Source organism: uncultured Jatrophihabitans sp. (assembly GCF_964244045.1).
Taxonomy (GTDB): Bacteria; Actinomycetota; Actinomycetes; order Mycobacteriales; family Jatrophihabitantaceae; genus Jatrophihabitans.
This window is the reverse complement of sequence record NZ_CAXTHK010000044.1, coordinates 1-20197: the sequence shown is the minus strand read 5'-3', so window position 1 is coordinate 20197 and position 20197 is coordinate 1. Positions and strand designations below refer to the sequence as shown.

Genomic DNA, 20197 nt, shown 5'->3' with positions numbered 1-20197 from the left:
TCACCGAAGAGCAGACCGTCACCGAGCAGGTCCGCAAGGAGCAGATCGACGAGACGGGCGTTGAGCGCACCAAATGAGCAACACGTCGACCGTTTCCCGATCGCTGCACGACATCGGCCTCGCCGCGTGGTTCGGCGGCACCTTGGCCAACGCTGTTGCGCTGAATCCGGCAGCGGGCGAGGCCGTGCGTCCCACTGACGCCGGTGCGGTGGCGAACGCCGGTTGGGATCGCTGGACGCCGGTGAACGCAGCAGCAATCGGCGCTCACCTGGTCGGTTCGGTGGTGCAGTTGCGGAGCAACGCCGACCGCATCGCCGGTCAGCAGGGCGTTGGTGCGATGTCTGTGGTCAAGACGGGTCTCACCGTTGCCGCGCTTGGTGTTACCGCCTGGTCTCGGGTGCTCGGCCAGAAGGTGTCCGCCGCCCAGCGGGTGCCGGCCGAGGACGCAACCACGCCGACGAGCGAGACGCCCAGCGAGGTTGCCTCGGCGCAGCAGCAGCTCAAGGCACTCCAATGGGTTATTCCGGCGCTGACCGGTGCGCTCGTCGTGGTGTCGTCGTTCGCCGGAGAGCAGCAGCGCCCGGCAGCAGTCGAGGCCGGCGCGCGCGCGAAGTTACGCAGCCTGACCTCCTGACCCCCTGCACGACCCTTCGCCCCCTGCGACAACGCTGTCGCAGGGGGCGAAGTCGTGAGGTCGTCACGATCATGGCCTTATCCTGAGTCCATGACTCGGTCGGAGGTGCCCCGCATCGACGATCCCGCCCGGCTCGCCGCAGTGGCGGCAACTGGCCTGCTGGACACCGACCCCGAGCCGGCGTTCGACGATCTCACGTCCCTCGCGTGCAAGTTGCTGAACGCACCGTTCGCGTTCCTCACGCTGATGGACTCCCGACGTTCCTTCTGGAAGTCGCGGATCGGCCTGCAGCCGGACGGTCCGGTGCAGAACGCAGTGCACGAGTCGTTCTGTCAGTACGTCGTCGCTTCCGGCGAGCCGCTCATCGAGGGCGACACAGCGACGAACCCGCTCACCGCTGCCAACCCGTCGATCGTGGCAATGGGAGTGCGCGCATGGGCCGGCTTTCCGCTCATCTCGCCCGATGGCCATGCGTTGGGTTCGTTCTGTGTCGTCGACACGCGCATTCGGCAATGGAGCGATGCCGACGTCGAGGTCTTGCGTGTTCTGTCCGGCGCCGCAGCGCGCGAACTCGCGTTGCGCTCCGCGGCGCAGCAGGCTGTCGTTGCCAACGCTCAGCTCGCATTGGTGGCACAGGTCGGCCAGGCACTCAGCGAAACCTTGGACGCCGAGGTCGCTGTGGGCCTGCTGGCCCGCCTGGTGATCCCGGTTCTCGGAGACTGGTCGCTGGTGTCGCTCGTCGACGATGACAACCTGCCTCACGACGTCGGCTGGTGGCACGCGCGGTCGGAGGCCAAGCCGGTCCTGAACGACCTCGCGAACGAGCGTTGGGTCGGCGTCCGCAGTGCTGGCGGGGCCAGCCTGCGTGCGATGCAGTCCGGCGAGCCGCAAGTGGTGTACTCCGATGCGTTGGAGACCGGGCTCCCTGCCCTGCGATCGCCGAAGGCGATCGAGGCATTCCGAACACTTGCGCCGCAGTGTTACGGGGCCTGGCCGCTGGTGTTCAGCAACACCGTCCACGGGGTCTTGTTGATCGCCCGCGACGCCGGCCGCGAGCCGTTCACCACGGCGGAGATCGAGCTCGTTACCAACATCGCGCAGCGCGCGGGGACGGTGCTCGACAATGCCCGGCTCTACGCCGTGCAGCGGGCGATGACCGTCGATCTCGCCGACGCCAACGAGCGCCTGCGCGCAGCCGCACAGCACGACAGAGCGGTAGCCCGCGCGTTGCAGGACGCGATGCTCACCCGGCTCCCCGAACCGGATCACCTGCACATCGCAGCCCGGTACCGCGCGGCGGAGTCTCATGACCAGGTCGGCGGCGACTGGTACGACGCGTTGCTGCCACCTACCGGCGCGACCACGCTCATGATCGGTGACGTCGCCGGGCACGACATCGCCGCCGCTACCGTCATGGGTCAGCTGCGCAACCTGCTCCGCGGCATGGCGTGGGAGCACAAGGACGAGCCGCCGTCAGCGTTGATCGCCCGGCTGGACACCGTGATGAGGGACCTCGGTATCTCGACGATGACGACGTTGATCGTCGCCCGCATCGAGCAGGACGACGCGGCAGCGGACGCCGGCTTGCGCCGTCTGCGCTGGTCCTGCGCCGGCCACCCGACCCCGGTCCGGGTCACCGCGGACGGCGTGCCCACGCTGCTGGTGAGTCAGGTGGACCCGCCGCTTGCCACGCTGCGCGACGCCACCCGCCACGACGAGACCGCCGACATGGGCCCGGGCGAGACCTTGCTCCTGTACACCGACGGCCTCATCGAGACCCGAAGCCTCAACGTGGATCACCGCCAGGCTCAACTACTCGCGGTGCTCGACGGTTGCCGCGACCTCGGCCTCGAGGATCTGCTCGACGCGGTGGTTGCCGGCATGGTCGGCGACCAGCCGGACGACGACGTGGCGCTGCTGGCAGTCCGCTTCCACCCCCAGGATCAACCCCGTCCGGCCGAGGCCGGCCCCAGGCGCGACTGACCGCGACCCGACAGCCCGGCGCGTCGCTTGCGCCTGACGTTGTCAGTGACGCCGGAAAAACGGGGAGGAGAGCCTCATGACCTCCGCCGACTCGCTGCATCCCTCGCCCGCCGGGCTCCCGACAGTGACCGAACCAGCTTCTTCGGTGCCCGCCGACGCCACGTCAGAGATGGTGATCTCGAAAGAGCAACTGGTCGCCAACGGAGCGTGGGTCGAGTCCGGTCACGTTCGGCTACGTCGTCGCGTGGTGTCCGAGACGCGGACCGTCGACGTCGTAGTTCGCCGCGAGGAACTCGTCGTCGAGACCCTCGACGTCGAGCCCGTCGGCCCGGGTCAGCGGTACCGGGGCACCGCCCTCGACGGACCCCCCGTTCCTCGCGCACCGATCGGCGCCAACGAGCCGCTGGTGATCCTGCTGCGCGAGGAACTCCCCGAGGTGGTCGTTCACACGCAGGTGTACGAACGCGTCACAGCGCACGTCGAGACCGTCACCGAGATGACGCTGTGGCGCGACAGCCTGCGCCACGAAGAGATCTCAGTCGACGACGACTCGAGCAGGCCTGTCTGACACCCGCACCGTTGAGTGATCAGCGGGCCGAGCGCTTGGGGCCGGTTCCCCAGGGAGCCGCCATCGTCGCCAACAGTCGACGCACGATCGGTTCGATGTCGCCCCCGGCCCCTTCGTCGACGCACGCCACGAACTCGTCTGCGCCGAAGCGGGCAACGGTGTCACTCGCGCGCAGGCTCGAGGCCAGCCGGGAGGCCAGCTCGATCATGTAACCTGGCGGGTCACCAACGCTGGTTCGAGCGGTCGTGGCGTCATCTGTGGTAGGCGAGACGACAGTGAGCTGCGCGGATGCCGGCATGTTGCTCGGTGGTCGACGGAGGAGTCGGCCTTGAGCGATCTTACACGGTCTTAACCCGGTCAAACTCGCAGGCGGATTAGCGCGCCGAGGAGCCCCCGCTTGATGGTGGAGCTGAGGGGATTCGAACCCCTGACCCCCTCGATGCGAACGAGGTGCGCTACCGGACTGCGCCACAGCCCCTGATCTACGACACGGATCGACGTCGATCGGGAAGGCCCGAAGGCCGTCGACGAGACTATCAGCCCGTTTCAGCTGGCCCGGCGCACGACCGTCTCGGGCTCCTGCTCCTCGGAGTACAGGCCGGTGAGGTCGATGGTGTCCATGCTGTGTAGCTCGATGTCGTCGTCGTCGATGCGCACAACGGTGTCCGAGGCCTGCTCGAAGCGGCCGAATTCGGTGGTGGCGTCGTACCCGGCCGGGCGGCGCGACGCGGCGCGGGCCTGGCGGGTCTCGCGGCGGGCCCGGTCGTTGAGTGCCTGGCTGCGCAGGAACCACGTGTAGCCGGCAAGCCCGATCAGGAACGGCGCAGCGAGCAGCCAGAACACTCCACCCATGACTATCGCGAGCAACCCGAACACGATGCTGCCCCCCGCGAGCAGCGTCAGGGAGCGCCGGCGGCGCGCGAGCATCTGGGCACGCGCGTCGGACAGTTCGGAGCGGTCGGGCGGGTACATCAGCGCCTCCTGGGCGGCGGGCACGGGCCGGCGCGCCGGAGCGGCAAGCGTGGCTCGGTGGGTGCGGGGGACGAAGACCTCGGAACGCGCGTGCGTGCCGGCACTCGCGGCGCCGCCCGCCGCAACGGTGTCGGACCGGCGACCGAGGGCGCGCATGCCCCGACCCCATTCGGCCACGGAGCGCTCGCGGCGACGCTCGTCGGTGCGGCGCAGCACCATGGGCACCACGACGATCATCCACAGCACGATCAGGATGACGACGGTCATGAACGGGGAGAGCATGCAGCACCTCCGATCGCGGGCTGGATTCGTGCGGGCAAGGCGTGCGGCGTCTGCAGCTGAAACTCTCCAGTCACACCAGTAACACCGGTGATCAGCACGCTAATTACTGCGCGCCCCGGAATCCGGCACGTGCGACGGCGTGTCGGGCGAGAAGCTCAACCTGAGGTTGAGAAGGACTGCTGAGGGAGTCAGCGCATCGAACGCCACGTCGGCGCGGGCGGCAGCGCGCCCACCCGGGCAACCATCCGCGTGCCGACCAGCTCTTCAACCGTCACCGCGAAGGCGACGTGGTCACGCCACCCACCGTCGATGTCGAGAAAGCGTTCGTAATAGCCCTCGCGGCGCAGCCCGAGCTTCTCGACGACCCGCAGGCTCGGCGCGTTCTCGGGGCGGATGTCGACCTCGACGCGGTGCAGGCCGACCTGTGCGAAGCAGTGATCGATCACGAGCGCGAGAGCGGTGGGCGTGATGTTGCGACCCGCCACCGAACCGTCGACCCAGTACCCGACGGTGCACGATCGCAATGCTCCGTGCACGACGTTGGAGACGTTCATCTGCCCGACGAGGCGGCCACCGTAGTCGATCATGAACGGCAGCATCGTGCCGTGCCGGCCGGCCGCCTTCAGCGCCGAGTGCAATGCCGGCCATGCCGAGACCGCGTTGCGCTCGCCCCAGGTCAGCGGCGAGGACGGCTCCCACGGCGCCAACCAGTATTCGTTGCGGATGCGGATCTCGCTCCACAGACGCCCGTCGCGCAGCCGCGGCGCACGCAGCACCAACGGCCCGGCCGTCAGTTCGGCCGGCCACCCGGGTGATTTCGCCATGCCGATCGCCGCCGCGTCAACGGTTGGACAGCAGCAACGGCATGACGGTGACCTCCGTGCCCGGCACGATCTCGGTGACCTCCTCGTCAACGACGACGAGGCAGTTCGACAGCGCGAGCGAGGCCAGTAGGTGCGACCCGGCGCCGCCGACGAGCGACACGCTGTACCCACCGCCGCCCTCGCGGTGCAGGACACCGCGCCGGTACTGGCGCACTCCCGCCGGACTGCTCGCGCCCTCGAGAGCGGTCGCCTGAACGGTCGCGCGGTGCAGGCTGCGCTTGCCGAGCAGCTTGCGGATCGCAGGTCGGACGAACGCCTCGAACGACACCAGGCTGCTGACGGGGTTGCCGGGCAGGCAGAAGATCGGGATCTTGTTGCCGAGGTGGCCGAAGCCCTGCGGCTTGCCCGGCTGCATCGCGACCCGCGTGAACTCGACGGTGCCCAGCTCGCTCAGCGCTTCCTTGACGACGTCGTAGGCGCCCATCGACACCCCGCCGCTCGTCACCAGGACGTCGGCGCGCAGCAGCTGACTCTCCAGTACGTCCAGGAGCTTGGCGTGGTCGTCGGCAACGATGCCGATTCGGCGCGCATCGGCGCCGGCGTCCTTGGCTGCCGCGGCGATCATGTAGGAGTTCGAGTCGATGACCTCGCCGAAGCTCGGTTTCTGGCCCACCTCGATGAGCTCGCTGCCGGTCGACAGGATGATCACCCGCGGGCGCGGGCGGACGGTCACCCGGTCGCGGCCGATGGCGGCGAGCAGCGCGAGCTGCTGCGGGCCGAGTGCGGCTCCGGCGGCGAGGGCCGGGGCGTTGGCCTCGAGATCCTCACCGGCTCGACGCAGGCACTCCCCCGTGTGCACGGTGCGGCGGATGGCGACCTTGGCCATCCCGCGGTCGGTGTCCTCGAGCGGGATGACGGCGTCGGCGCCCGCCGGGATCGGGGCTCCCGTCATGATCCGCATGGCCAGTCCGGGGCCCATGCCGGAGCGCGACGACGCCCCGGCCGCTATGTCGCCGACGACCCGCAAGGAGACGGGTGCGTCTGCGCTCGCCTCACGGGTGTCGATGGCCCGGATGGCGTAGCCGTCCATGGAGGAGTTGTCGAAGCTGGGCAGCGGGAAGTCGCTGCGGACGTTCTCGGCGAGCAGCAGGCCTTGCGCGTCCAGCAGCATCAGTTCGATCGGGTCGATGGAGCCGATGCCGTCGAGCACCGTCGCCAGATGCTCGTCGACCGTCCGCAGGCGGTCGTCATCAGCCACAGCGTGCTCTCCTGTCAATCGCCACCCTCGGGCTCATAATCCCCCAACCACGCGCGGAAGTCCGCTCCGATGTCGGGGTGTCGGACGGCGAGCTGGACGACGGCCTTGACGTAATCGAGGCGGTCGCCGGTGTCGTAGCGGCGACCGCGGAAGACGACGCCGTGCGCGGGGGTGCCGCCGTGGATGAGGCGCTGCATGGCGTCCGTGATTTGGATCTCGCCGCCTGCGCCGGGGTCGGTCTCGTGCAGCGCGGCGAAGATCTCCGGCGGCAGGACGTAGCGGCCGAGGATCGCGAGCGTGCTGGGTGCCTCCTCGGCCTTTGGCTTCTCGACCATGTCGACGAGCGGGACGACGTCTGCGCTCGGGTCGGCGCCCTCTGCCGGCACCACGCAGCCGTACTTGCTGATGTTGTCGATGCCGACGTCGAGCAGGCCGATGACGATGCCGCCGTACTCGGCGTAGACGTCGAGCATCGGACCGAGCAGTGAGTCACGATCGTCGACCAGGTCGTCGGGCAGCAGGACGGCCAGCGGCTCACCGGCCGCGAACTCCGCACCGCACCCGATCGCGTGCCCGAGCCCCCGCGGGTCCGTCTGGTGCGTATACGCGATGCGGGCCAGTTCCTCCGGACGTCGGATGCTGGCCAGCGCCTTCTCGTCCCCCTTCTTCTCCAGCGCCGCCGCGAGGTCCTCGTGCGGCGAGAAGTAGGCCGCGATGGGTGCCTGCTTCTCGTCGTTGACGACGAACAGGACGTCGGTGATGCCGACACTCGCCGCCTCGGACACGACAAACTCGAGAGCTGGTGTCGTCACGAGCGGGGCGAGTTCCTTCGGCACCGCCTTGGTGAAGGGTAGGAAGCGGGTGCCCCGCCCTGCTGCGGGGACGAGCGCCTTGGTCACGGTTCGGCTGGCCATTCGACGAGCCTAACGGGGCCAGAATGTCGGCGTGGCTTCAAGTGATCCGCCGGTGACGGCCGCGAAGGACGAGCTGCGCCGGCGTCGCATCGCGAGCCGGGCAGCGATGACCGACGCCGAGCGTGAGCGCGCCCGGGTTGCGATCCGCGCAGCGGTGCTGGCCCGCGTGGAATCGGCCGGGTGGCGCTGCGTGGCGGCGTACGTGCCGTTGCGCACCGAACCCGGTTCGACGGATCTGCTCGCGGGCCTCACCGCAGCCGGCGTGCGGGTGCTCGTGCCGATCACCCGGCCCGATCGCGACCTCGACTGGGCGTGGTGGTCCGGATCCGGGCCGGGGCCGGCGCTGGGCGTGTCGGCCGTCCGCCAGGCGCAGGCGGTGCTCGTCCCGGCCTTCGCGGTGGGCGCCGACGGGATGCGGCTGGGACGCGGTGGCGGGTCCTACGACCGGGCGCTGCCACGCTGCGCTCCGTCGGCCGAGACCGCGGCCCTGCTCTACGACGGCGAGTGCGAGGTGCAGGTTCCGGCGCAGCCGTGGGACCGCCCGGTGCGTGCCGTGGTCACCCCGTCGGGGTGGGCGCGGTTGGGCTGACGGGTCCGGCTGACGGGCGTGGGCGGAATACCGGTGTCGGCCCGTTCGGTTAGCAGTCGTAGCCTGTGAGTGCCAGCCGGTATCGGCTAGCCGCGTCAGTTCGTCGGAGGAAGTTCATGCCCACCTACCAGTACGCCTGCACGAACCCCGAGTGCGGCGAGAAGTTCGAGCTGGTGCAGTCGTTCACCGAACCTTCGGCCTCGGAGTGCCCGGTGTGTAGCGGCTCGGTGCGCAAGGTCTACTCGGCCGTCGGCGTGGTGTTCAAGGGTTCGGGCTTCTACCGAAACGACAGCCGCGCCAAGTCCAGTTCCGGCGAGCCGGGCTCGGGTTCGGCGACGGAGTCGTCGGGCAAGGAGTCGTCCGGCAAGGAGTCGTCCGGCAGAGAATCCGCCGGCAAAGAGTCGTCGGGCAAGGACTCGTCAAGCAAGGAGTCGTCGACCGGCGCAGCGGCGAAGGAGTCGAGCTCGTCGTCCTCCTCGGCCTCGTCGAGCAGTTCGAGCGCGTCGTCGAGCAGCAGCTCGTCGTCGACGTCGTCGGGTGGTTCGAGCAAGGCCGCCGCGTCCTCCTCCTGACTGCCGCTCGAGGCACACACGTGTGACGCTTTCCAGGTCGCTGTCCACAGCACGCTAGATCGTCCACAGCCGGGCTTGACGCTCCTCCGGAAAGCCATGCTGCTGCCTACGGTCAACTGATGTTCGACTCGTTCCGTACGGCCTGGCTGCGGGTGGGGCGCTGGCCGCAGTTGATCGCTGCCGCCACCTGCCTGCTGTTGGCGGCGCTCACCGCGCTCAACTCGGCTCGCGATCGCGCGGCCGCTCGGGCCCCAGTGCGCACGGTCTCGGTGGTGGTCACCACGCATGCCATCGGCGCCGGGCGCATTTTGCACTCGGCTGACGTCCGGATCGAGCAATGGCCGGTAAACCTGCATCCACCGCCGACGCCGCACAGCGTCCGCGCTGTCATCGGGCGGCGCTGCGCCGGCGCGCTCACCGCCCGTGAACCACTGACCGCGCCGCGCGTGCTCGGCGCCGGCATCACCACCGGACTGGCCGCAGGGCTCGGAGCAGTGCCGATCACCGTCGCCGGCGGTCGGTCGGCCGAGTACGTGCGCGTCGGCGACCAGGTCGACGTGCTGGCCGGGCCTTCGGACACGCTCGACGAAGGGGCGGCGCGGGCCGACGCCCAACTCGTGGCGAGCGGGGCCACGGTGCTCAGCGTGCTCCCCGGCGGCGACGGCGAGGCCGCTGTGGTCGTGATCGCCGCCGACCGCGCCACGGCGTTGCGCGCGGCTCGCCAGCAGGCGTCGCGGACGTTCACCGTCGTGCTGATCTCGCCGCCCTAGTATTCGGCGCGGGCGGGGACGAACCCGTGTCGCTTCGGGCTGAGGGAGAGAGAACAGTGCTCAAAGGCTTCCGGGATTTCGTGATGCGGGGCAACGTCGTCGACCTGGCGATCGCGGTCGTCATCGGCGCGGCCTTCAGTGCGGTCGTCAACGCACTGGTCAAGGACATCATCACGCCGATCATCGCGGCCATCGGCGGCCAGCCGGACTTCGGCAGGCTCAAGTTCACGATCAACGACAGCACGTTCGCCTACGGCGACTTCATCAACACAGTGATCTCGTTCCTGATCGTCGCCGCCGCGATCTATTTCCTCATCGTCGCCCCGCTGAACCGGCTCGCCGAGGCCCGAGCGGCGCGGACGGCCAAGGGCGACCCCGACCCCGACCCCAAGGCCGAAGACATCCTGCTACTCACGCAGATCCGCGACCTGCTCGCTCAGCAGGGCTCGGGCACATCAGGCTCCCACCGCCCTACACCGCAGGGCTGACCGCGCTGGGCGACCGCTGGCCGTCACTCGTGGTGCGGCGGGCGTTCGCGTCGATACCAGTCCTCGTCGCGTACGTTCGAGCGCTCGTCGCCCCAGCCCTCGTCGAGCTCGTCACGGGTGACGCTCGGCAGCACCGGCTCGTTGTCGGGTTCGTCCTGAGGGTTCGGTCCGGGGGGCGTCACGGGAAGTTGACCCACTCGTCCGAGCCGTCGGTGAAGACCTGCCGCTTCCAGACCGGCAGCCGGTCCTTCGTCTCGTCGACCAGCCGGGCGCACGCATCGAACGCCTCCCGACGATGCGCGGTGGCCACCGCCGCCACCAACGCGATGTCGCCGATCGCCAGCACTCCGGTGCGATGGCTGACCGCAACGGCGAGCACCTCGGGGTCGGCCGCGATCTCGGCGGCGACCGCGGCCAGCACCTGCTCCGCGCTCGGGTGCGCCTCGTATTCCAGTTCGACGACCTCGCGGTCGTGGTCGTGCTCGCGAACCACGCCGCAGAAGACGACCCGGCCACCGGCTCGTGGGTGCGCGACGGCGGCCTCGTGCAGCGCGACGTCGAGCGGTTCGGCCGACACGGTCACCAGCCGCAGCACCGGATCGACGTCGCTGCCCGGGGTGCCGTCGCTGCCCTGCCGCACCTCGCTCATATCCCGCCGCCGGGGCGGTGGTCGCCGCCGCCGAGCTGATCCACGGCGTGTTCGAGCAGCGGTGTCAGCACGGCCATCCCATCGCGTACGCCGCCCGGCGAGCCGGGCAGGGTGACGACGAGCGCGGCGCCGATCGTCCCGGCCACGCCACGTGAGAGCACCGACGTCGGCACGAGTTCACGCGAGACGGCACGCAACGTCTCGGCAATGCCCGGCACCTGCTTGTCGAGCAACGGCTCGACGGCCTCGGGGGTCACGTCGGTCGGGGTCAATCCGGTGCCGCCGGTGGTGAGCACGGCTCGCGCGCCGGCGTCCAATGCCGCATGCACGGCCGCGCGGATCTGTTCGATCTCGTCGGGAACGATGCGGCGCAGTACCACCTCGTGCCCGGCCTCGGAAAGCAGGGCGACCAGCAGTTCGCCCGAGTCGTCTGATCGCTCACCGCTCGCCGAGCGGTTCGAGCAGGTGATCACTGCGGCCTTCACGACGCCGACCACTCCCCCGATCGGCCACCGGCCTTGGCCAGCAGCCGGACGTCGGTGAGCACCGCGCCGCGGTCGACCGCCTTGACCATGTCGTAGAGCGCCAGACCGGCCGTGACCACCGAGGTCAGCGCCTCCATCTCTACGCCGGTGCGGTCGGCCGTGCGCGTCGTCGCGGTGATCACCACGCTGTCGTCCTGCAGCTCGAGGTCCACCGTGACGCCGTGCAAGGCGACGGGGTGGCAGAGCGGGACGAGATCGGGTGTGCGCTTGGCCGCGGCAATGCCCGCAATGCGCGCGACGGCCAGCGCGTCGCCCTTCGGCAGCCCGTCGCGGCGCAGCAGGTCAATCACCTCAGGCGTCGTGCAGAAACGTCCGGTGGCCGTCGCGGTGCGGGCGGTGACATCCTTCGCCGACACGTCGACCATGCGGGCCGCGCCGTGCTCGTCGAGGTGCGTCAGGACACCGGGCTCGCTCACGCCGTCGACACTAGTCACCGGTAGGGGTGTTCCTGCCAGACCACAAGCTGTCAGTAGCCTGCCCCCACCGTGCACTCATCTAGCTCTACGTTTCCGCACAGGCTCGCACCCCGGCGAGCCACCCCGATCTCACCTGCCCAGGAGGCAACCCGTGAATGCTGCGCTTCGAGGACTCGTCGTCCTCGTCGGCGTGGCGGCCCTGGCAATCCCGTCGACATCAGCGCTGGCTACTCCAGCGTCCTCGTCGACCGCGAAGGTCACGACCGTGCACAGCTGCAGTCAGTCCGTCCCTGAAGGTCACTTCACCTGCTTCGCGCTGCGCCGCAGCGATCTCGGGTTCGCGTCCAAGGCAACCGTTGCGGCCAGCCCCCAGGCCACGCCCGGTGGCTTCGGCCCGTCGAGCCTGCAGTCGGCCTACGCCCTGCCCTCGAGCACGGCCGGCACCGGCCAGCGCATCTACATCGTCGACGCCTACGACGATCCCAACGCCGAGAGCGACCTCGCCGCCTACCGCACGCAGTACGGGTTGGCTGCGTGCACCACGGCCAACGGCTGCTTCAAGAAGCTCAACCAGACCGGCGCCACGAGCCCGTTGCCGACCGCCGACACCGGCTGGGCCGGCGAGATCTCCCTGGACCTCGACATGGCCTCGGCGATCTGCCCGAAGTGCGGCATCACGCTGATCGAGGCCAAGGACGCGTCGGACAACCTGTTCACCGCCGTCAAGGAGGCCGCCACCCTCGGCGCGAAGTTCGTGTCCATGAGCTGGGGCGGTTCGGAGGACGGCAGCGAAGCCGGCTCCGACAGCACCTACTTCAAGTCCTCCGGTGTCGTCTACACCGCGTCGACCGGTGACGGCGCGTACAGCGGGGGCGTCATCTACCCGGCCACCTCCCCGCGCGTCGTCGCGGTCGGCGGCACTGCGCTCAAGACGGCCAGCAACACCCGGGGGTGGACGGAGTCGGTCTGGAAGACGAACTCCACCGAAGGCGGCGGTTCCGGTTGCTCCAGCAGCGAGGCGAAGCCGTCGTACCAGAGCGTTGTCTCCACCGCGACGTGCGCCAAGCGCGCGGACTCCGACGTCTCTGCCGTGGCCGACCCGGCCACCGGTGTCGCCGTATATCAGACCTATGGCGGCAGCGGCTGGGCCGTGTACGGCGGCACGAGCGCCGCGGCCCCGATCATCGCCTCGGTCTACGCGTTGGCCGGCACCCCGGGCAGCACCGACGTGCCGCCCGCTGATCCGTACTCGCACGCGAGCAGCCTCAACGACGTCACCAGCGGCAACAACGGCACCTGCACGCCGACCCTGCTGTGCACCGCCGCGGCCGGTTGGGACGGCCCGACTGGCCTCGGCACGCCGAACGGCGTCGCGGCCTTCAAAGCGGGCACGACCACCGGGCACACGGTGACGGTCACGAACCCGGGCAGCAAGACTGGAAAGGTCGGCACCGCCACCAGCCTGCAGATCTCGGCGACGGACTCGGCCGGCGCCGCCCTGACCTACAGCGCTACCGGGTTGCCCACCGGATTGTCGATCTCGACGACCGGTGCCATCTCCGGAACGCCGTCCGCAGCGGGGACCTACAACGTCACCGTCACGGCCAAGGATTCGACCGGCGCCTCGGGCAATGCGACCTTCTCGTGGACCATCTCGTCCTCCAGCGGCGCCAGCACGTGCAGCGGGCAGAAGCTGCTCAACCCCGGTTTCGAGTCCGGCACCACCAATTGGACACAGTCGTCAGGCGTCATCAACACCGACGGCACGTATGCGCGTACGGGCAGCGGTTACGCCTGGCTCGACGGGTACGGCAGCACGCACACCGATCACCTCACTCAGACGGTGACGATCCCGGCCGGGTGCACCGCGTCACTGACGTACTACCTCTGGATCGACAGCACCGAGGGCACGAGCACCGCCTACGACAAGCTCGCGGTCTCCGCGAACAGCACGTCCGTGCAGTCGTACTCGAACGTCAACCAGGGCACCGGGTACGTGAAGCGCATCGTCAGCCTGTCGGCCTACGCCGGCAAGTCGGTGACGATCACCTGGACCGGCACCGAGAACTCGTCCAACGCGACGTCGTTCCTGATCGACGACACCGCGCTGACGCTCGGGTAGTCGCTCGGCAGACGGCGGCGGGGTGCTCCCGAAGCGCCCCGCCGTCGGAGTCGCCGGCCCGTAGACTGCGGGTGCATCAGCCCCGCCCTCGTAGCTCAGGGGATAGAGCGCCGGACTCCTAAGCCGGGCGTCGCCAGTTCGAATCTGGCCGGGGGCACCCTCTTTCCCCCGTGTTTGCTGGGCTAGGGCGACATCGAGTTAGCCACCCTGTTGGGCGTTTTACGGTTTAGTCCGCAAAAAAGTCCGCACACGCAGGCTTCACATTTCGCGATTGACACCGCCCGAACCACCATACTTTGACACGGATTACGAAGTTATCAGGCCCCAAATAGCTCCGCACTAGAGACGCAGGAGATACCGCAGTAGGCTCGCGTGGCAAACGGATGAGCGGAGGGCCCGATGTCGAACGCCGCTGCAGCTGCCCATGGCGAGGTCAGCCGCATCTCTGCCGACGACGCCTGGGAGCGCGCATACAAGGAGGCGCTCACCACTCCATCGTGGGAGCAGGCCGGCTGGCTACTGGAGACGATCGGCCCGAGGTTCACGGCAGCCGGCGTCGGAGTAGCGGATGCGCGGACGGTTCGTAGGTGGCGCGACGAGCGTGCCGAGCCTCGTGACCACGCCGAGCAGGGCCGGCTGCACCTTCTGTACCGCATCACCTATGCGATCAGCCTCGTCTACTCGACAGGAAGTGTGCCGGCGAGTTTCCTTCGTTCGGCGAATCCTCAACTCGACGACCGGGCCCCGCTGGTGCTGTTGGCAGGAAGCGATCCCGATGATGCGCAGCAGCCTCTGCTAGCCGCGACTCGCGCCTTCCTCGAGGGCTGATCGTGCCGCCGGAGTTAGGGCAACGAGGACTTCCGACGGGAGGTGCGTGGCGTGTACACCCCGTGCCGGCAGTGCTGCCACGCCTCTCGCACGAGGGGGCGGGCCGGAACCGCTACGACGATCCACGGGGTCACTACACCGTTCGTTATGTTGCGGAGAACCTCACGGGCGCGTTGCTCGAGACCATGGCTCGTTTCCGTCCGGCGCCAGAAGCCGAAGCCCTGCTTGCCGGTGTCATAGGCGTCGAAGACGGGGATGTAGACCATCCGGATCCTGCGGACGGCGTCAGCGACTGGCTCGCAGCGCAACACATTGGTCGCGTGACAGTGGCGGAGCCCACGACGCTGGTCGACGTCCACGATCCCCAGTTGCTTCTCGAGCTGGACAAGCATCCCCTGGTCCGAACGGCCCTAGAGGCAAGCGATCTCGGAACACCGCTCAGTCCAGTCCGGTTGGACGAGGCGGTCGTCCGTCTCGGCGGCCCTGTCGGCAGACCGGTGACACAGGCGCTGAGCCGAGCCATCCGGGAGCGCTACCCCCACATCGGTGGCGTCGCCTACCGCTCTCGCCTCGACGACGACGAATGGTGTTGGGCGCTCTGGGACGACACCCCGGTCGAGATCACGATCAGCGCGTTGACCGCATCGCAACGTCACCATCGGCGAGCGATCACGCAGGTGGCGCGCGCCCTCGAGATCCCGCTGCCGACCATCTGGCTGTGACAACAGCCGTTTCTAGACGCTGAGGGGGGCCACACCCGGCATGACTCGAACGTTGCTTCGAGTGGGCCTAGTCGAGCGTGCGGCGAGATCAAGGGCGTCGGCTACCTCGTCGAGACGGTCGTCAAAGAGGGGACCGTAGAGATCGAGGGTCATGGTCGCGGACTTGTGGCCGAGCATCTGCTGCACGACTTTGACGCCGGCGCCAGCGGCGATCGCGAGGCTTGCCGCGGTGTGGCGGAGTCCGTGCAGCACCAGCCCCTCGAGGCCGACACGCAGCGTCGCTGGGGTGAAGACGTCCCGACGGAAATTGCCTGCTCGGAGCGGTTCACCCTGGGGTGTGCTGAATGCCAGGTCATCAGGGTCGAGGCCGTGGACACGCTCGCCGAGTCGTTCTGCGACGAACCGTGGCACGCTCACCCATCGTCGTCCGTGACCCTTCGGTGTCCCCCATACGAGCAACCCGTCGACGGAAGTCACGGCTTCCGCGATCTCGACTCGACGTTTCAAGGGGTCTATTCGACGGACCCGCAGTGCCGCCATCTCGCCGAAGCGAACACCTGTGTAGGCGAGGAAGAGGACGACCAGTTCGTAGTCCGCCGCAGTGTGGCCGCGGCCTGCGCGCCGCTTGAGAACTGAGTCGACCGGCTGACCGCACGCAGTGGCCAACTCCCGGACCTGCTCGTGCGTGAGGTAGCGACGATCCCGCTGGATCTCGTGTGGCAGACCGACTCCATCAGCGGGATTCCGGACGAGACGTCCGTCGCGAACGGCAAGAGACAGCATCAGCGAGAACACCCGGTGCGCCTTGCGCGCGGTCGACGGCGAACGGTTGGCTGCTAATCCGCTCACCCACGCAAGCACCTCCGCACGGGAGATGTCGGACAGGGGCACGTCACGCCAGAGCGGCAAGACGTGTGTGCGAACAGTGCCGGCATAGCGGGAGTAGGTCGACGGCTTCAGGTGTCCCTGCCCGGCAAGCCATCGCTCGGACCACTCGCCGACGGCGACTCGGCCTTGGCGGGATCGACGTAGGTACCGGTGTTCACTGCCGTCGTCACCGAGTCGATCCATTGTTGGGCGTCGATTTTCGTCCGAAGTGGCGTGAGTGTTCTTTGCCGCGGGCGTCGCGGTAGCGGGCTCGCCAGCTGCCGTCGGCTCGTTTGGCCCAGGTCGTGACCGCGGCGCGGTGTTGCCGGAACCGGCCCGGCCCTGCGGCCACGATCTGAGCGGCTTGGTTCGCGGCGGCCCGGCGGGTGTCCCAGTCGGTGAGCAGCGCGTCACGGAGCCGCTCGGCGTCTCGTGCCACTGCGGCTGACACAGTTTCAGCGCGTGCTGATGCGTGCTCGAGGGTCTGCTGGGCTCGTTGGTAGGTGTCCTTCAGGGGCGGCAGTTCAGCGTCCCGCCGGGCGTGCACGGCGACGATCCGGCTGAGCGCGTCGACGCGGGGCTCGAGGTTGGCGAGCCGGTCGAGGGCCTGCTGCTCGCTGGTCTACGCCGAGTGCAGCTCAGCCACCACGTCGTCCACAGGGCGGGGTTGGGCGTAGTTCGCCGCCGCCTTGGCGGCCAACTGCGCGGCGTGGGCGGGGCCTAAGCCGGCCCGGTCGCGGGCGAAGGTCGCGACCCACTGCTCGCGGGCGTTGTCGAGATCTGCAGCAACGACGTGCGCGATGTTGCCGGTGCGGCCGCGGGTCATCCCGACATAGGTCGAGTAGGCGCCGGTGTGCTCACCCAGCATGAGGTGACCGGCGTGCGCGGTGTCGCCTTGGACCACGTGCACCGTGGAGGCGTAACCCAGCTCGACATGCGCAGCGACGTAGTCGGACGGCAGGACTCGAACGCCGGGGTGACCATCGCCCGGGCCCTCGGTGCTGGGTTGACCAACGCCTGGGTCGCTGTGACCGTCGAGGTGACCGGGTTGACCGCCGAGGTGATGGAGCCGTCCGCGTCGATGCCGGTGACGGTCCAGATGTCGCGGTTGGCGACGTCGAGGGTGGTGTCGTTGTGGCGGGTGACGATCCGGCCCCCGATCCCGATCCGGTGACCAGCTCCGGTGGTGATGGCGTGGGTGTTGTCGACGAGGCCGGCGGTGACGAGGCGGTCGCGGATCGCGGTGTTCAGCTCGCTCACCTGGTCGCGGGTGTCGGCCACCACCAGCGCCCGCCCGCCATCGCGGATGTCGGTGGCGGCGAGGTCTGCCAGCGCCGCCAACCGGCTGGCGTCGGTGTCGTAGAGGCGGATCTGGCCGCGCTCGAGCAACGCGGCAAACACGTCGGTGGGGTTCTCGCTGGTGCGCATGGCCAGGCTCAGCTGCGCGTACTCGACGTCCGGCACGACCTCGAGCTGCCCGTCCGCAGCCATGGTCTCGTGGGTGAATCGGTGGACGGTCTCGAGCGTGTGATAGGCGTCCGAGTCGACCCAGCGGGCGGCGAGGTCGGGCACGCCGCCGCGCCCGACCGCCGAGAGCTGGTGCCGGTCCCCCATCAACGCGAGGCGTACGTGGTGTTCGTCGGCGACGGTGAGCAGGCGCGGACGGTGTCCTGGTCCAGCCTCCGGCCTCGTCCACCAGCAACAGGTCCCCGGCCCGCGGCACCGCGGCCGGCGCCGGACCGCGGTAGATCGCCGGTGTGCGGGTCCGATTGGCCGGGTTGCAGGCGGGTCCACGCGCCGTGGGCGCCCCACCGATAACCGTGCTGGAACGCCAACCAGGCCGCCGACCCGGCCCGCGACCCGAGCTCAGCCTGCGCGACTTACGCGGCCTTCAACGTCGGGGTGACCACCACCATGCGACGGTCCCGGGCGGCCAGCAGGTCACGGGCCACCGCCAGGGTGGAGGTCTTCCCGGCACCGGCGGGGCCCTCGATGACCATGAGGTGGGCGTTGCCGGCGAGCGCCTGCGCGGCGGCGGTCTGGGTCTCGTCGAGCTGCCGCCCACCCGGCACGGTCGCCGCGAGCGCGATGGGTGCGGGCTGCTTGGCGGGCGCCGCAGCGGGGGCACTGCCGCGGACTGCGAGCCTGCTGGCGAGGTCGGTTTGTGCGCACCTGCGTTCGGCCGGGCTGAACCCTCGACCTCGAGCACATGCGGGAAGGTGAGGGCACGGATGTGTTCGGGCACCCCGGCCCGGTCCAGCAGCGGCACGCAGGACTCGAGGGTGCGGGCGGTCAGGTCTTCGGCCCACTCGAGACGGACCCGCTCGCCAGTGACGATCCCGCGGCGGGCGAGGAGGAGTTCAACCTCGCCGCGCACGTCCGGCGCGTTCCACCCCGAGCGTCGCGCCGCCAGGCGGGTGAGCACCTCGTCGACGGCTTGGTCGTGGTCCAGCGAGCCGACCGAGACCGGCTCCAGCGGGACCTCCCGGGTGGGGCCGTAGTAGCCGAGGGTGGCGAGTTCGGCCCGCCACCGGCCGTTCAGATCCGATCCGTCGGGCAGGGTGGATCTTGTCCGGGCGGCCGTCGACCCACGCTCGCGCGTCCCACGAGCGGCGCAACGCCGGGCCCGGAGTTTGCCCCGGGTGCGCCGCGATCCAGTCGGTCTCGTGGCCGTCGATCGTGCGGGTGATCTGCGCCGCGCGGGCGCTGAACGCACCGGCGAACGGCGCCAACTGGGTGATCTCGCCGCCCTCATCGAGGGTGAACGCGTGCGCCGCGAGTGCGGCCCGGAAGGCGGGATCGGTGGCCACGGCGGCGTGTCCGACGCCGTTGATCGCATCCAGCGAATCCCGGACGCCAACCGTGTGCAGGCTGCGCCATGTCCCGGCGGCGAACACCCGCGCGTTGATCTGCAGATGTAAATGACGGTGGGGATCACCGGCGCGCGACGTGTAATGCCGCACCACCGCCGCCTCGATTTCTGCACCGGCATTTGCACTTGCCGCCCCCGGGGGCCCACCCGCGTCGTCGCGTGTTGCCCGAGCCGACCGATGATCTGGGTCGCGGCGCGGTCCTGTGCGGCGTCATAGGCGGTTGAAATCTCCGGTTGCAACTCCGCCGCCAGCGACCACGACTTCGGGCCGTTGACGGTCACTTCGACGAAGCGGACCGCCTGATCGTCGTGCCGCAACCGCCCCTTCGCCACCCCGGTTTCCGGGTCGACACCGGCCACCCACGCCTCATACGCATCCCCGGACAGCGGCGTCACGCGCTGCACCCCGGCCTCGGGTGACGCGACGTAGCGCTGCGCGATGCCGGTTCCCTCGGCCAGATAATAGTCATCCGCACGGCCCCGATCAGCCTCCACATAGTTGCGGGCAGCAGCCGGCGAACCCCGATAGGTCTTCATCCCGCCGCGCATTTATCAACGCCACCCAACAACAACCAACAATGTTTCTTGTGTCACCTGAAAAGTTGACCGACCTACCAATATTGGTAGCATTCGTGCCGTTATCAGTAAAGACTTGATAATGATGGGCAATGGTCGACCGTCATTGAGAGGTGTGATTACGTCACATTGAGGGGATTCGAGCGTGTCAGGGCCTGCCGTGTCGGCGGGGTCAGCGGGGTGGCTGGGCGCGGCGGCCGTTGCCGGCCCGGCGCCAGCAAGTCGAGTACGTGACCGTGCCGGAGGTCGTCGACGTCCATGCGTCAGCTCGGAGTTGTCCGGTCCAGTTGCCCACCGCGTCGGTGTATCGACTCGGGACCGGCCCGGGGTCGGCAGCTTGATCAACCAACCGCTCACGCCGATGACAGCGCGTCGGTCGTGACGAGAGTTTGGCTAATGTCGGGTCGCTGATAGCGGTGGCAACGTCTCGAAGTCCGTAGTCCTGCGGGCATGCTTCGGCGACGGATGCCGAGGGCATACTCGCGCGATGGCAGAGTTCGACTTCGACTACCGGCTGACCGGATATGACTGGGCCGACGCGACGGTTCGGATCGGATCCGCTGCTCTCGAGCTACGGGCGTCGCTTACGGACTATGACGCCTTGGGTGACCTCTTGCGTGGTGTTCTAGGAGACTGCTGAATTAGGCGGTCAGTGGCGGGTTGTCTGGACGTGGCGGCGTGCCGGGCGTGTCAGGGGGGAGAGTCCCGCCGAGTGGTGTAAGTCGGGTTCCTGATCGTGGTGACCG

At 69.1% G+C, this 20197-nt stretch carries 24 protein-coding genes, 2 tRNA genes and 2 pseudogenes; 11 read left to right on the top strand and 17 right to left on the bottom strand.

Annotated features, from left to right (window positions below):
- Positions 1-73 precede the first annotated feature (73 nt).
- The 3 genes from ACFFC4_RS20390 (at position 74) to ACFFC4_RS20380 (ending at position 3185) form a co-directional block, all read left to right on the top strand.
- On the top strand, positions 74-634 hold the full coding sequence (locus tag ACFFC4_RS20390) for a hypothetical protein (RefSeq protein WP_375504291.1): 561 nt from the start codon (positions 74-76) through the stop codon (positions 632-634).
- A 90-nt stretch (positions 635-724) separates the two neighbouring features.
- Complete coding sequence (locus tag ACFFC4_RS20385) at positions 725-2617, top strand: SpoIIE family protein phosphatase (protein ID WP_375504289.1); 1893 nt, start codon at positions 725-727, stop codon at positions 2615-2617.
- A 76-nt stretch (positions 2618-2693) separates the two neighbouring features.
- The gene (locus tag ACFFC4_RS20380; RefSeq protein WP_375504287.1) at positions 2694-3185 is read left to right on the top strand and encodes a DUF2382 domain-containing protein; all 492 of its coding nucleotides are present in this window, start codon (positions 2694-2696) and stop codon (positions 3183-3185) included.
- Positions 3186-3204: 19 nt separating this feature from the next.
- On the opposite strand, the gene ACFFC4_RS20375 is transcribed toward ACFFC4_RS20380, so the two are convergent.
- From ACFFC4_RS20375 to ACFFC4_RS20350, 6 genes are all read right to left on the bottom strand, one after another.
- Complete coding sequence (locus tag ACFFC4_RS20375) at positions 3205-3393, bottom strand: diguanylate cyclase domain-containing protein (protein WP_375504285.1); 189 nt, start codon at positions 3391-3393, stop codon at positions 3205-3207.
- Between the two features lie 193 nt (positions 3394-3586).
- A tRNA-Ala gene (locus ACFFC4_RS20370) sits at positions 3587-3663 on the bottom strand.
- A gap of 68 nt (positions 3664-3731) precedes the next feature.
- Positions 3732-4439 (bottom strand): hypothetical protein, encoded by a 708-nt coding sequence (locus ACFFC4_RS20365; RefSeq protein ID WP_375504283.1) that lies wholly within the window; start codon positions 4437-4439, stop codon positions 3732-3734.
- A gap of 188 nt (positions 4440-4627) precedes the next feature.
- The gene (locus ACFFC4_RS20360; protein ID WP_375504281.1) at positions 4628-5263 is read right to left on the bottom strand and encodes a GNAT family N-acetyltransferase; all 636 of its coding nucleotides are present in this window, start codon (positions 5261-5263) and stop codon (positions 4628-4630) included.
- 16 nt (positions 5264-5279) lie between these two features.
- On the bottom strand, positions 5280-6521 hold the full coding sequence (gene glp, locus ACFFC4_RS20355; protein ID WP_375504279.1) for a gephyrin-like molybdotransferase Glp: 1242 nt from the start codon (positions 6519-6521) through the stop codon (positions 5280-5282).
- 14 nt (positions 6522-6535) lie between these two features.
- Positions 6536-7435 (bottom strand): UTP--glucose-1-phosphate uridylyltransferase, encoded by a 900-nt coding sequence (locus ACFFC4_RS20350; protein WP_375504277.1) that lies wholly within the window; start codon positions 7433-7435, stop codon positions 6536-6538.
- Between the two features lie 31 nt (positions 7436-7466).
- Between ACFFC4_RS20350 and ACFFC4_RS20345 the strand changes: the two genes are divergently transcribed.
- Both ACFFC4_RS20345 and ACFFC4_RS20340 read left to right on the top strand, forming a co-directional pair.
- Positions 7467-8024: a 5-formyltetrahydrofolate cyclo-ligase gene (locus ACFFC4_RS20345; RefSeq protein ID WP_375504275.1), complete on the top strand. Its 558-nt coding sequence runs from the start codon at positions 7467-7469 to the stop codon at positions 8022-8024.
- 116 nt (positions 8025-8140) lie between these two features.
- A pseudogene (locus tag ACFFC4_RS20340) lies at positions 8141-8287 on the top strand (FmdB family zinc ribbon protein); the annotation flags it as partial.
- Between the two features lie 14 nt (positions 8288-8301).
- On the opposite strand, the gene ACFFC4_RS20335 reads toward ACFFC4_RS20340, so the two are convergent.
- Positions 8302-8616: a hypothetical protein gene (locus ACFFC4_RS20335; RefSeq protein ID WP_375504293.1), complete on the bottom strand. Its 315-nt coding sequence runs from the start codon at positions 8614-8616 to the stop codon at positions 8302-8304.
- 99 nt (positions 8617-8715) lie between these two features.
- Here ACFFC4_RS20335 and ACFFC4_RS20330 point away from each other — a divergent pair, with 99 nt between their 5' ends.
- A complete protein-coding gene (locus tag ACFFC4_RS20330; RefSeq protein ID WP_375504273.1) occupies positions 8716-9366 on the top strand; it encodes an SAF domain-containing protein in 651 nt (216 codons plus the stop codon).
- 56 nt (positions 9367-9422) lie between these two features.
- A complete protein-coding gene (mscL, locus tag ACFFC4_RS20325; protein WP_375504271.1) occupies positions 9423-9854 on the top strand; it encodes a large conductance mechanosensitive channel protein MscL in 432 nt (143 codons plus the stop codon).
- A 23-nt stretch (positions 9855-9877) separates the two neighbouring features.
- Here mscL and ACFFC4_RS20320 read toward each other — a convergent pair whose 3' ends face one another.
- Genes ACFFC4_RS20320 through moaC form a run of 4 tightly spaced genes read right to left on the bottom strand, consistent with a single transcriptional unit; the run spans position 9878 to position 11464 of the window.
- Entirely contained in the window at positions 9878-10036 is a 159-nt protein-coding gene (locus ACFFC4_RS20320) for a hypothetical protein (RefSeq protein WP_375504269.1), read from the bottom strand.
- Positions 10033-10503: a molybdenum cofactor biosynthesis protein MoaE gene (locus tag ACFFC4_RS20315; RefSeq protein ID WP_375504267.1), complete on the bottom strand. Its 471-nt coding sequence runs from the start codon at positions 10501-10503 to the stop codon at positions 10033-10035. Before ACFFC4_RS20315 ends, ACFFC4_RS20320 begins: the two co-directional genes overlap by 4 nt.
- The gene (locus ACFFC4_RS20310) at positions 10500-10988 is read right to left on the bottom strand and encodes a molybdenum cofactor biosynthesis protein B (RefSeq protein ID WP_375504265.1); all 489 of its coding nucleotides are present in this window, start codon (positions 10986-10988) and stop codon (positions 10500-10502) included. The genes ACFFC4_RS20315 and ACFFC4_RS20310 overlap by 4 nt, the downstream gene beginning before the upstream one ends.
- Entirely contained in the window at positions 10985-11464 is a 480-nt protein-coding gene (gene moaC, locus ACFFC4_RS20305) for a cyclic pyranopterin monophosphate synthase MoaC (RefSeq protein ID WP_375504263.1), read from the bottom strand. The genes ACFFC4_RS20310 and moaC overlap by 4 nt, the downstream gene beginning before the upstream one ends.
- Before the next feature lie 151 nt (positions 11465-11615).
- Here moaC and ACFFC4_RS20300 point away from each other — a divergent pair, with 151 nt between their 5' ends.
- The 4 genes from ACFFC4_RS20300 (at position 11616) to ACFFC4_RS20285 (ending at position 15136) form a co-directional block, all read left to right on the top strand.
- Positions 11616-13586, top strand: coding sequence for a putative Ig domain-containing protein (locus ACFFC4_RS20300; RefSeq protein ID WP_375504261.1), 1971 nt, complete (start codon positions 11616-11618; stop codon positions 13584-13586).
- An 84-nt stretch (positions 13587-13670) separates the two neighbouring features.
- Positions 13671-13743 (top strand) — tRNA-Arg (locus ACFFC4_RS20295).
- Between the two features lie 242 nt (positions 13744-13985).
- Complete coding sequence (locus ACFFC4_RS20290) at positions 13986-14414, top strand: hypothetical protein (protein WP_375504260.1); 429 nt, start codon at positions 13986-13988, stop codon at positions 14412-14414.
- 2 nt (positions 14415-14416) lie between these two features.
- Positions 14417-15136 carry an RES family NAD+ phosphorylase gene (locus tag ACFFC4_RS20285; protein ID WP_375504258.1) on the top strand — a complete coding sequence of 240 codons (720 nt, stop codon included), beginning with the start codon at positions 14417-14419 and terminating at the stop codon, positions 15134-15136.
- 12 nt (positions 15137-15148) lie between these two features.
- Here the strand turns inward: ACFFC4_RS20285 and ACFFC4_RS20280 are convergent, their stop codons facing one another.
- The 6 genes and pseudogenes from ACFFC4_RS20280 to mobF all read right to left on the bottom strand — a co-directional run bounded on the left by ACFFC4_RS20280 (position 15149) and on the right by mobF (position 19412).
- Positions 15149-16207: a tyrosine-type recombinase/integrase gene (locus ACFFC4_RS20280; protein WP_375504256.1), complete on the bottom strand. Its 1059-nt coding sequence runs from the start codon at positions 16205-16207 to the stop codon at positions 15149-15151.
- Positions 16191-16454: a hypothetical protein gene (locus tag ACFFC4_RS20275; RefSeq protein ID WP_375504254.1), complete on the bottom strand. Its 264-nt coding sequence runs from the start codon at positions 16452-16454 to the stop codon at positions 16191-16193. The genes ACFFC4_RS20280 and ACFFC4_RS20275 overlap by 17 nt, the downstream gene beginning before the upstream one ends.
- 171 nt (positions 16455-16625) lie before the next feature.
- Positions 16626-16871 carry a hypothetical protein gene (locus tag ACFFC4_RS20270; RefSeq protein WP_375504252.1) on the bottom strand — a complete coding sequence of 82 codons (246 nt, stop codon included), beginning with the start codon at positions 16869-16871 and terminating at the stop codon, positions 16626-16628.
- Positions 16826-17617, bottom strand: coding sequence for a hypothetical protein (locus ACFFC4_RS20265; RefSeq protein WP_375504250.1), 792 nt, complete (start codon positions 17615-17617; stop codon positions 16826-16828). Before ACFFC4_RS20265 ends, ACFFC4_RS20270 begins: the two co-directional genes overlap by 46 nt.
- 266 nt (positions 17618-17883) lie before the next feature.
- A complete protein-coding gene (locus ACFFC4_RS20260; protein ID WP_375504248.1) occupies positions 17884-18075 on the bottom strand; it encodes an AAA family ATPase in 192 nt (63 codons plus the stop codon).
- Positions 18076-18363: 288 nt separating this feature from the next.
- Positions 18364-19412, bottom strand: a pseudogene (gene mobF, locus ACFFC4_RS20255) (MobF family relaxase).
- Between the last annotated feature and the right edge of the window lie 785 nt (positions 19413-20197).

Coding starts and splice junctions, on each gene's coding strand:
- ACFFC4_RS20385 (WP_375504289.1), top strand. CDS start 725: ATGACTCGGTCGGAGGTGCCCCGCATCGACGATCCCGCCCGGCTCGCC.
- ACFFC4_RS20330 (WP_375504273.1), top strand. CDS start 8,716: ATGTTCGACTCGTTCCGTACGGCCTGGCTGCGGGTGGGGCGCTGGCCG.
- ACFFC4_RS20350 (WP_375504277.1), bottom strand. CDS start 7,435: ATGGCCAGCCGAACCGTGACCAAGGCGCTCGTCCCCGCAGCAGGGCGG.
- ACFFC4_RS20290 (WP_375504260.1), top strand. CDS start 13,986: ATGTCGAACGCCGCTGCAGCTGCCCATGGCGAGGTCAGCCGCATCTCT.
- ACFFC4_RS20270 (WP_375504252.1), bottom strand. CDS start 16,871: ATGCTGGGTGAGCACACCGGCGCCTACTCGACCTATGTCGGGATGACC.
- ACFFC4_RS20265 (WP_375504250.1), bottom strand. CDS start 17,617: ATGGGGGACCGGCACCAGCTCTCGGCGGTCGGGCGCGGCGGCGTGCCC.
- ACFFC4_RS20380 (WP_375504287.1), top strand. CDS start 2,694: ATGACCTCCGCCGACTCGCTGCATCCCTCGCCCGCCGGGCTCCCGACA.
- ACFFC4_RS20375 (WP_375504285.1), bottom strand. CDS start 3,393: ATGATCGAGCTGGCCTCCCGGCTGGCCTCGAGCCTGCGCGCGAGTGAC.
- ACFFC4_RS20280 (WP_375504256.1), bottom strand. CDS start 16,207: ATGGATCGACTCGGTGACGACGGCAGTGAACACCGGTACCTACGTCGA.
- ACFFC4_RS20365 (WP_375504283.1), bottom strand. CDS start 4,439: ATGCTCTCCCCGTTCATGACCGTCGTCATCCTGATCGTGCTGTGGATG.
- ACFFC4_RS20390 (WP_375504291.1), top strand. CDS start 74: ATGAGCAACACGTCGACCGTTTCCCGATCGCTGCACGACATCGGCCTC.
- ACFFC4_RS20360 (WP_375504281.1), bottom strand. CDS start 5,263: ATGGCGAAATCACCCGGGTGGCCGGCCGAACTGACGGCCGGGCCGTTG.
- ACFFC4_RS20315 (WP_375504267.1), bottom strand. CDS start 10,503: ATGAGCGAGGTGCGGCAGGGCAGCGACGGCACCCCGGGCAGCGACGTC.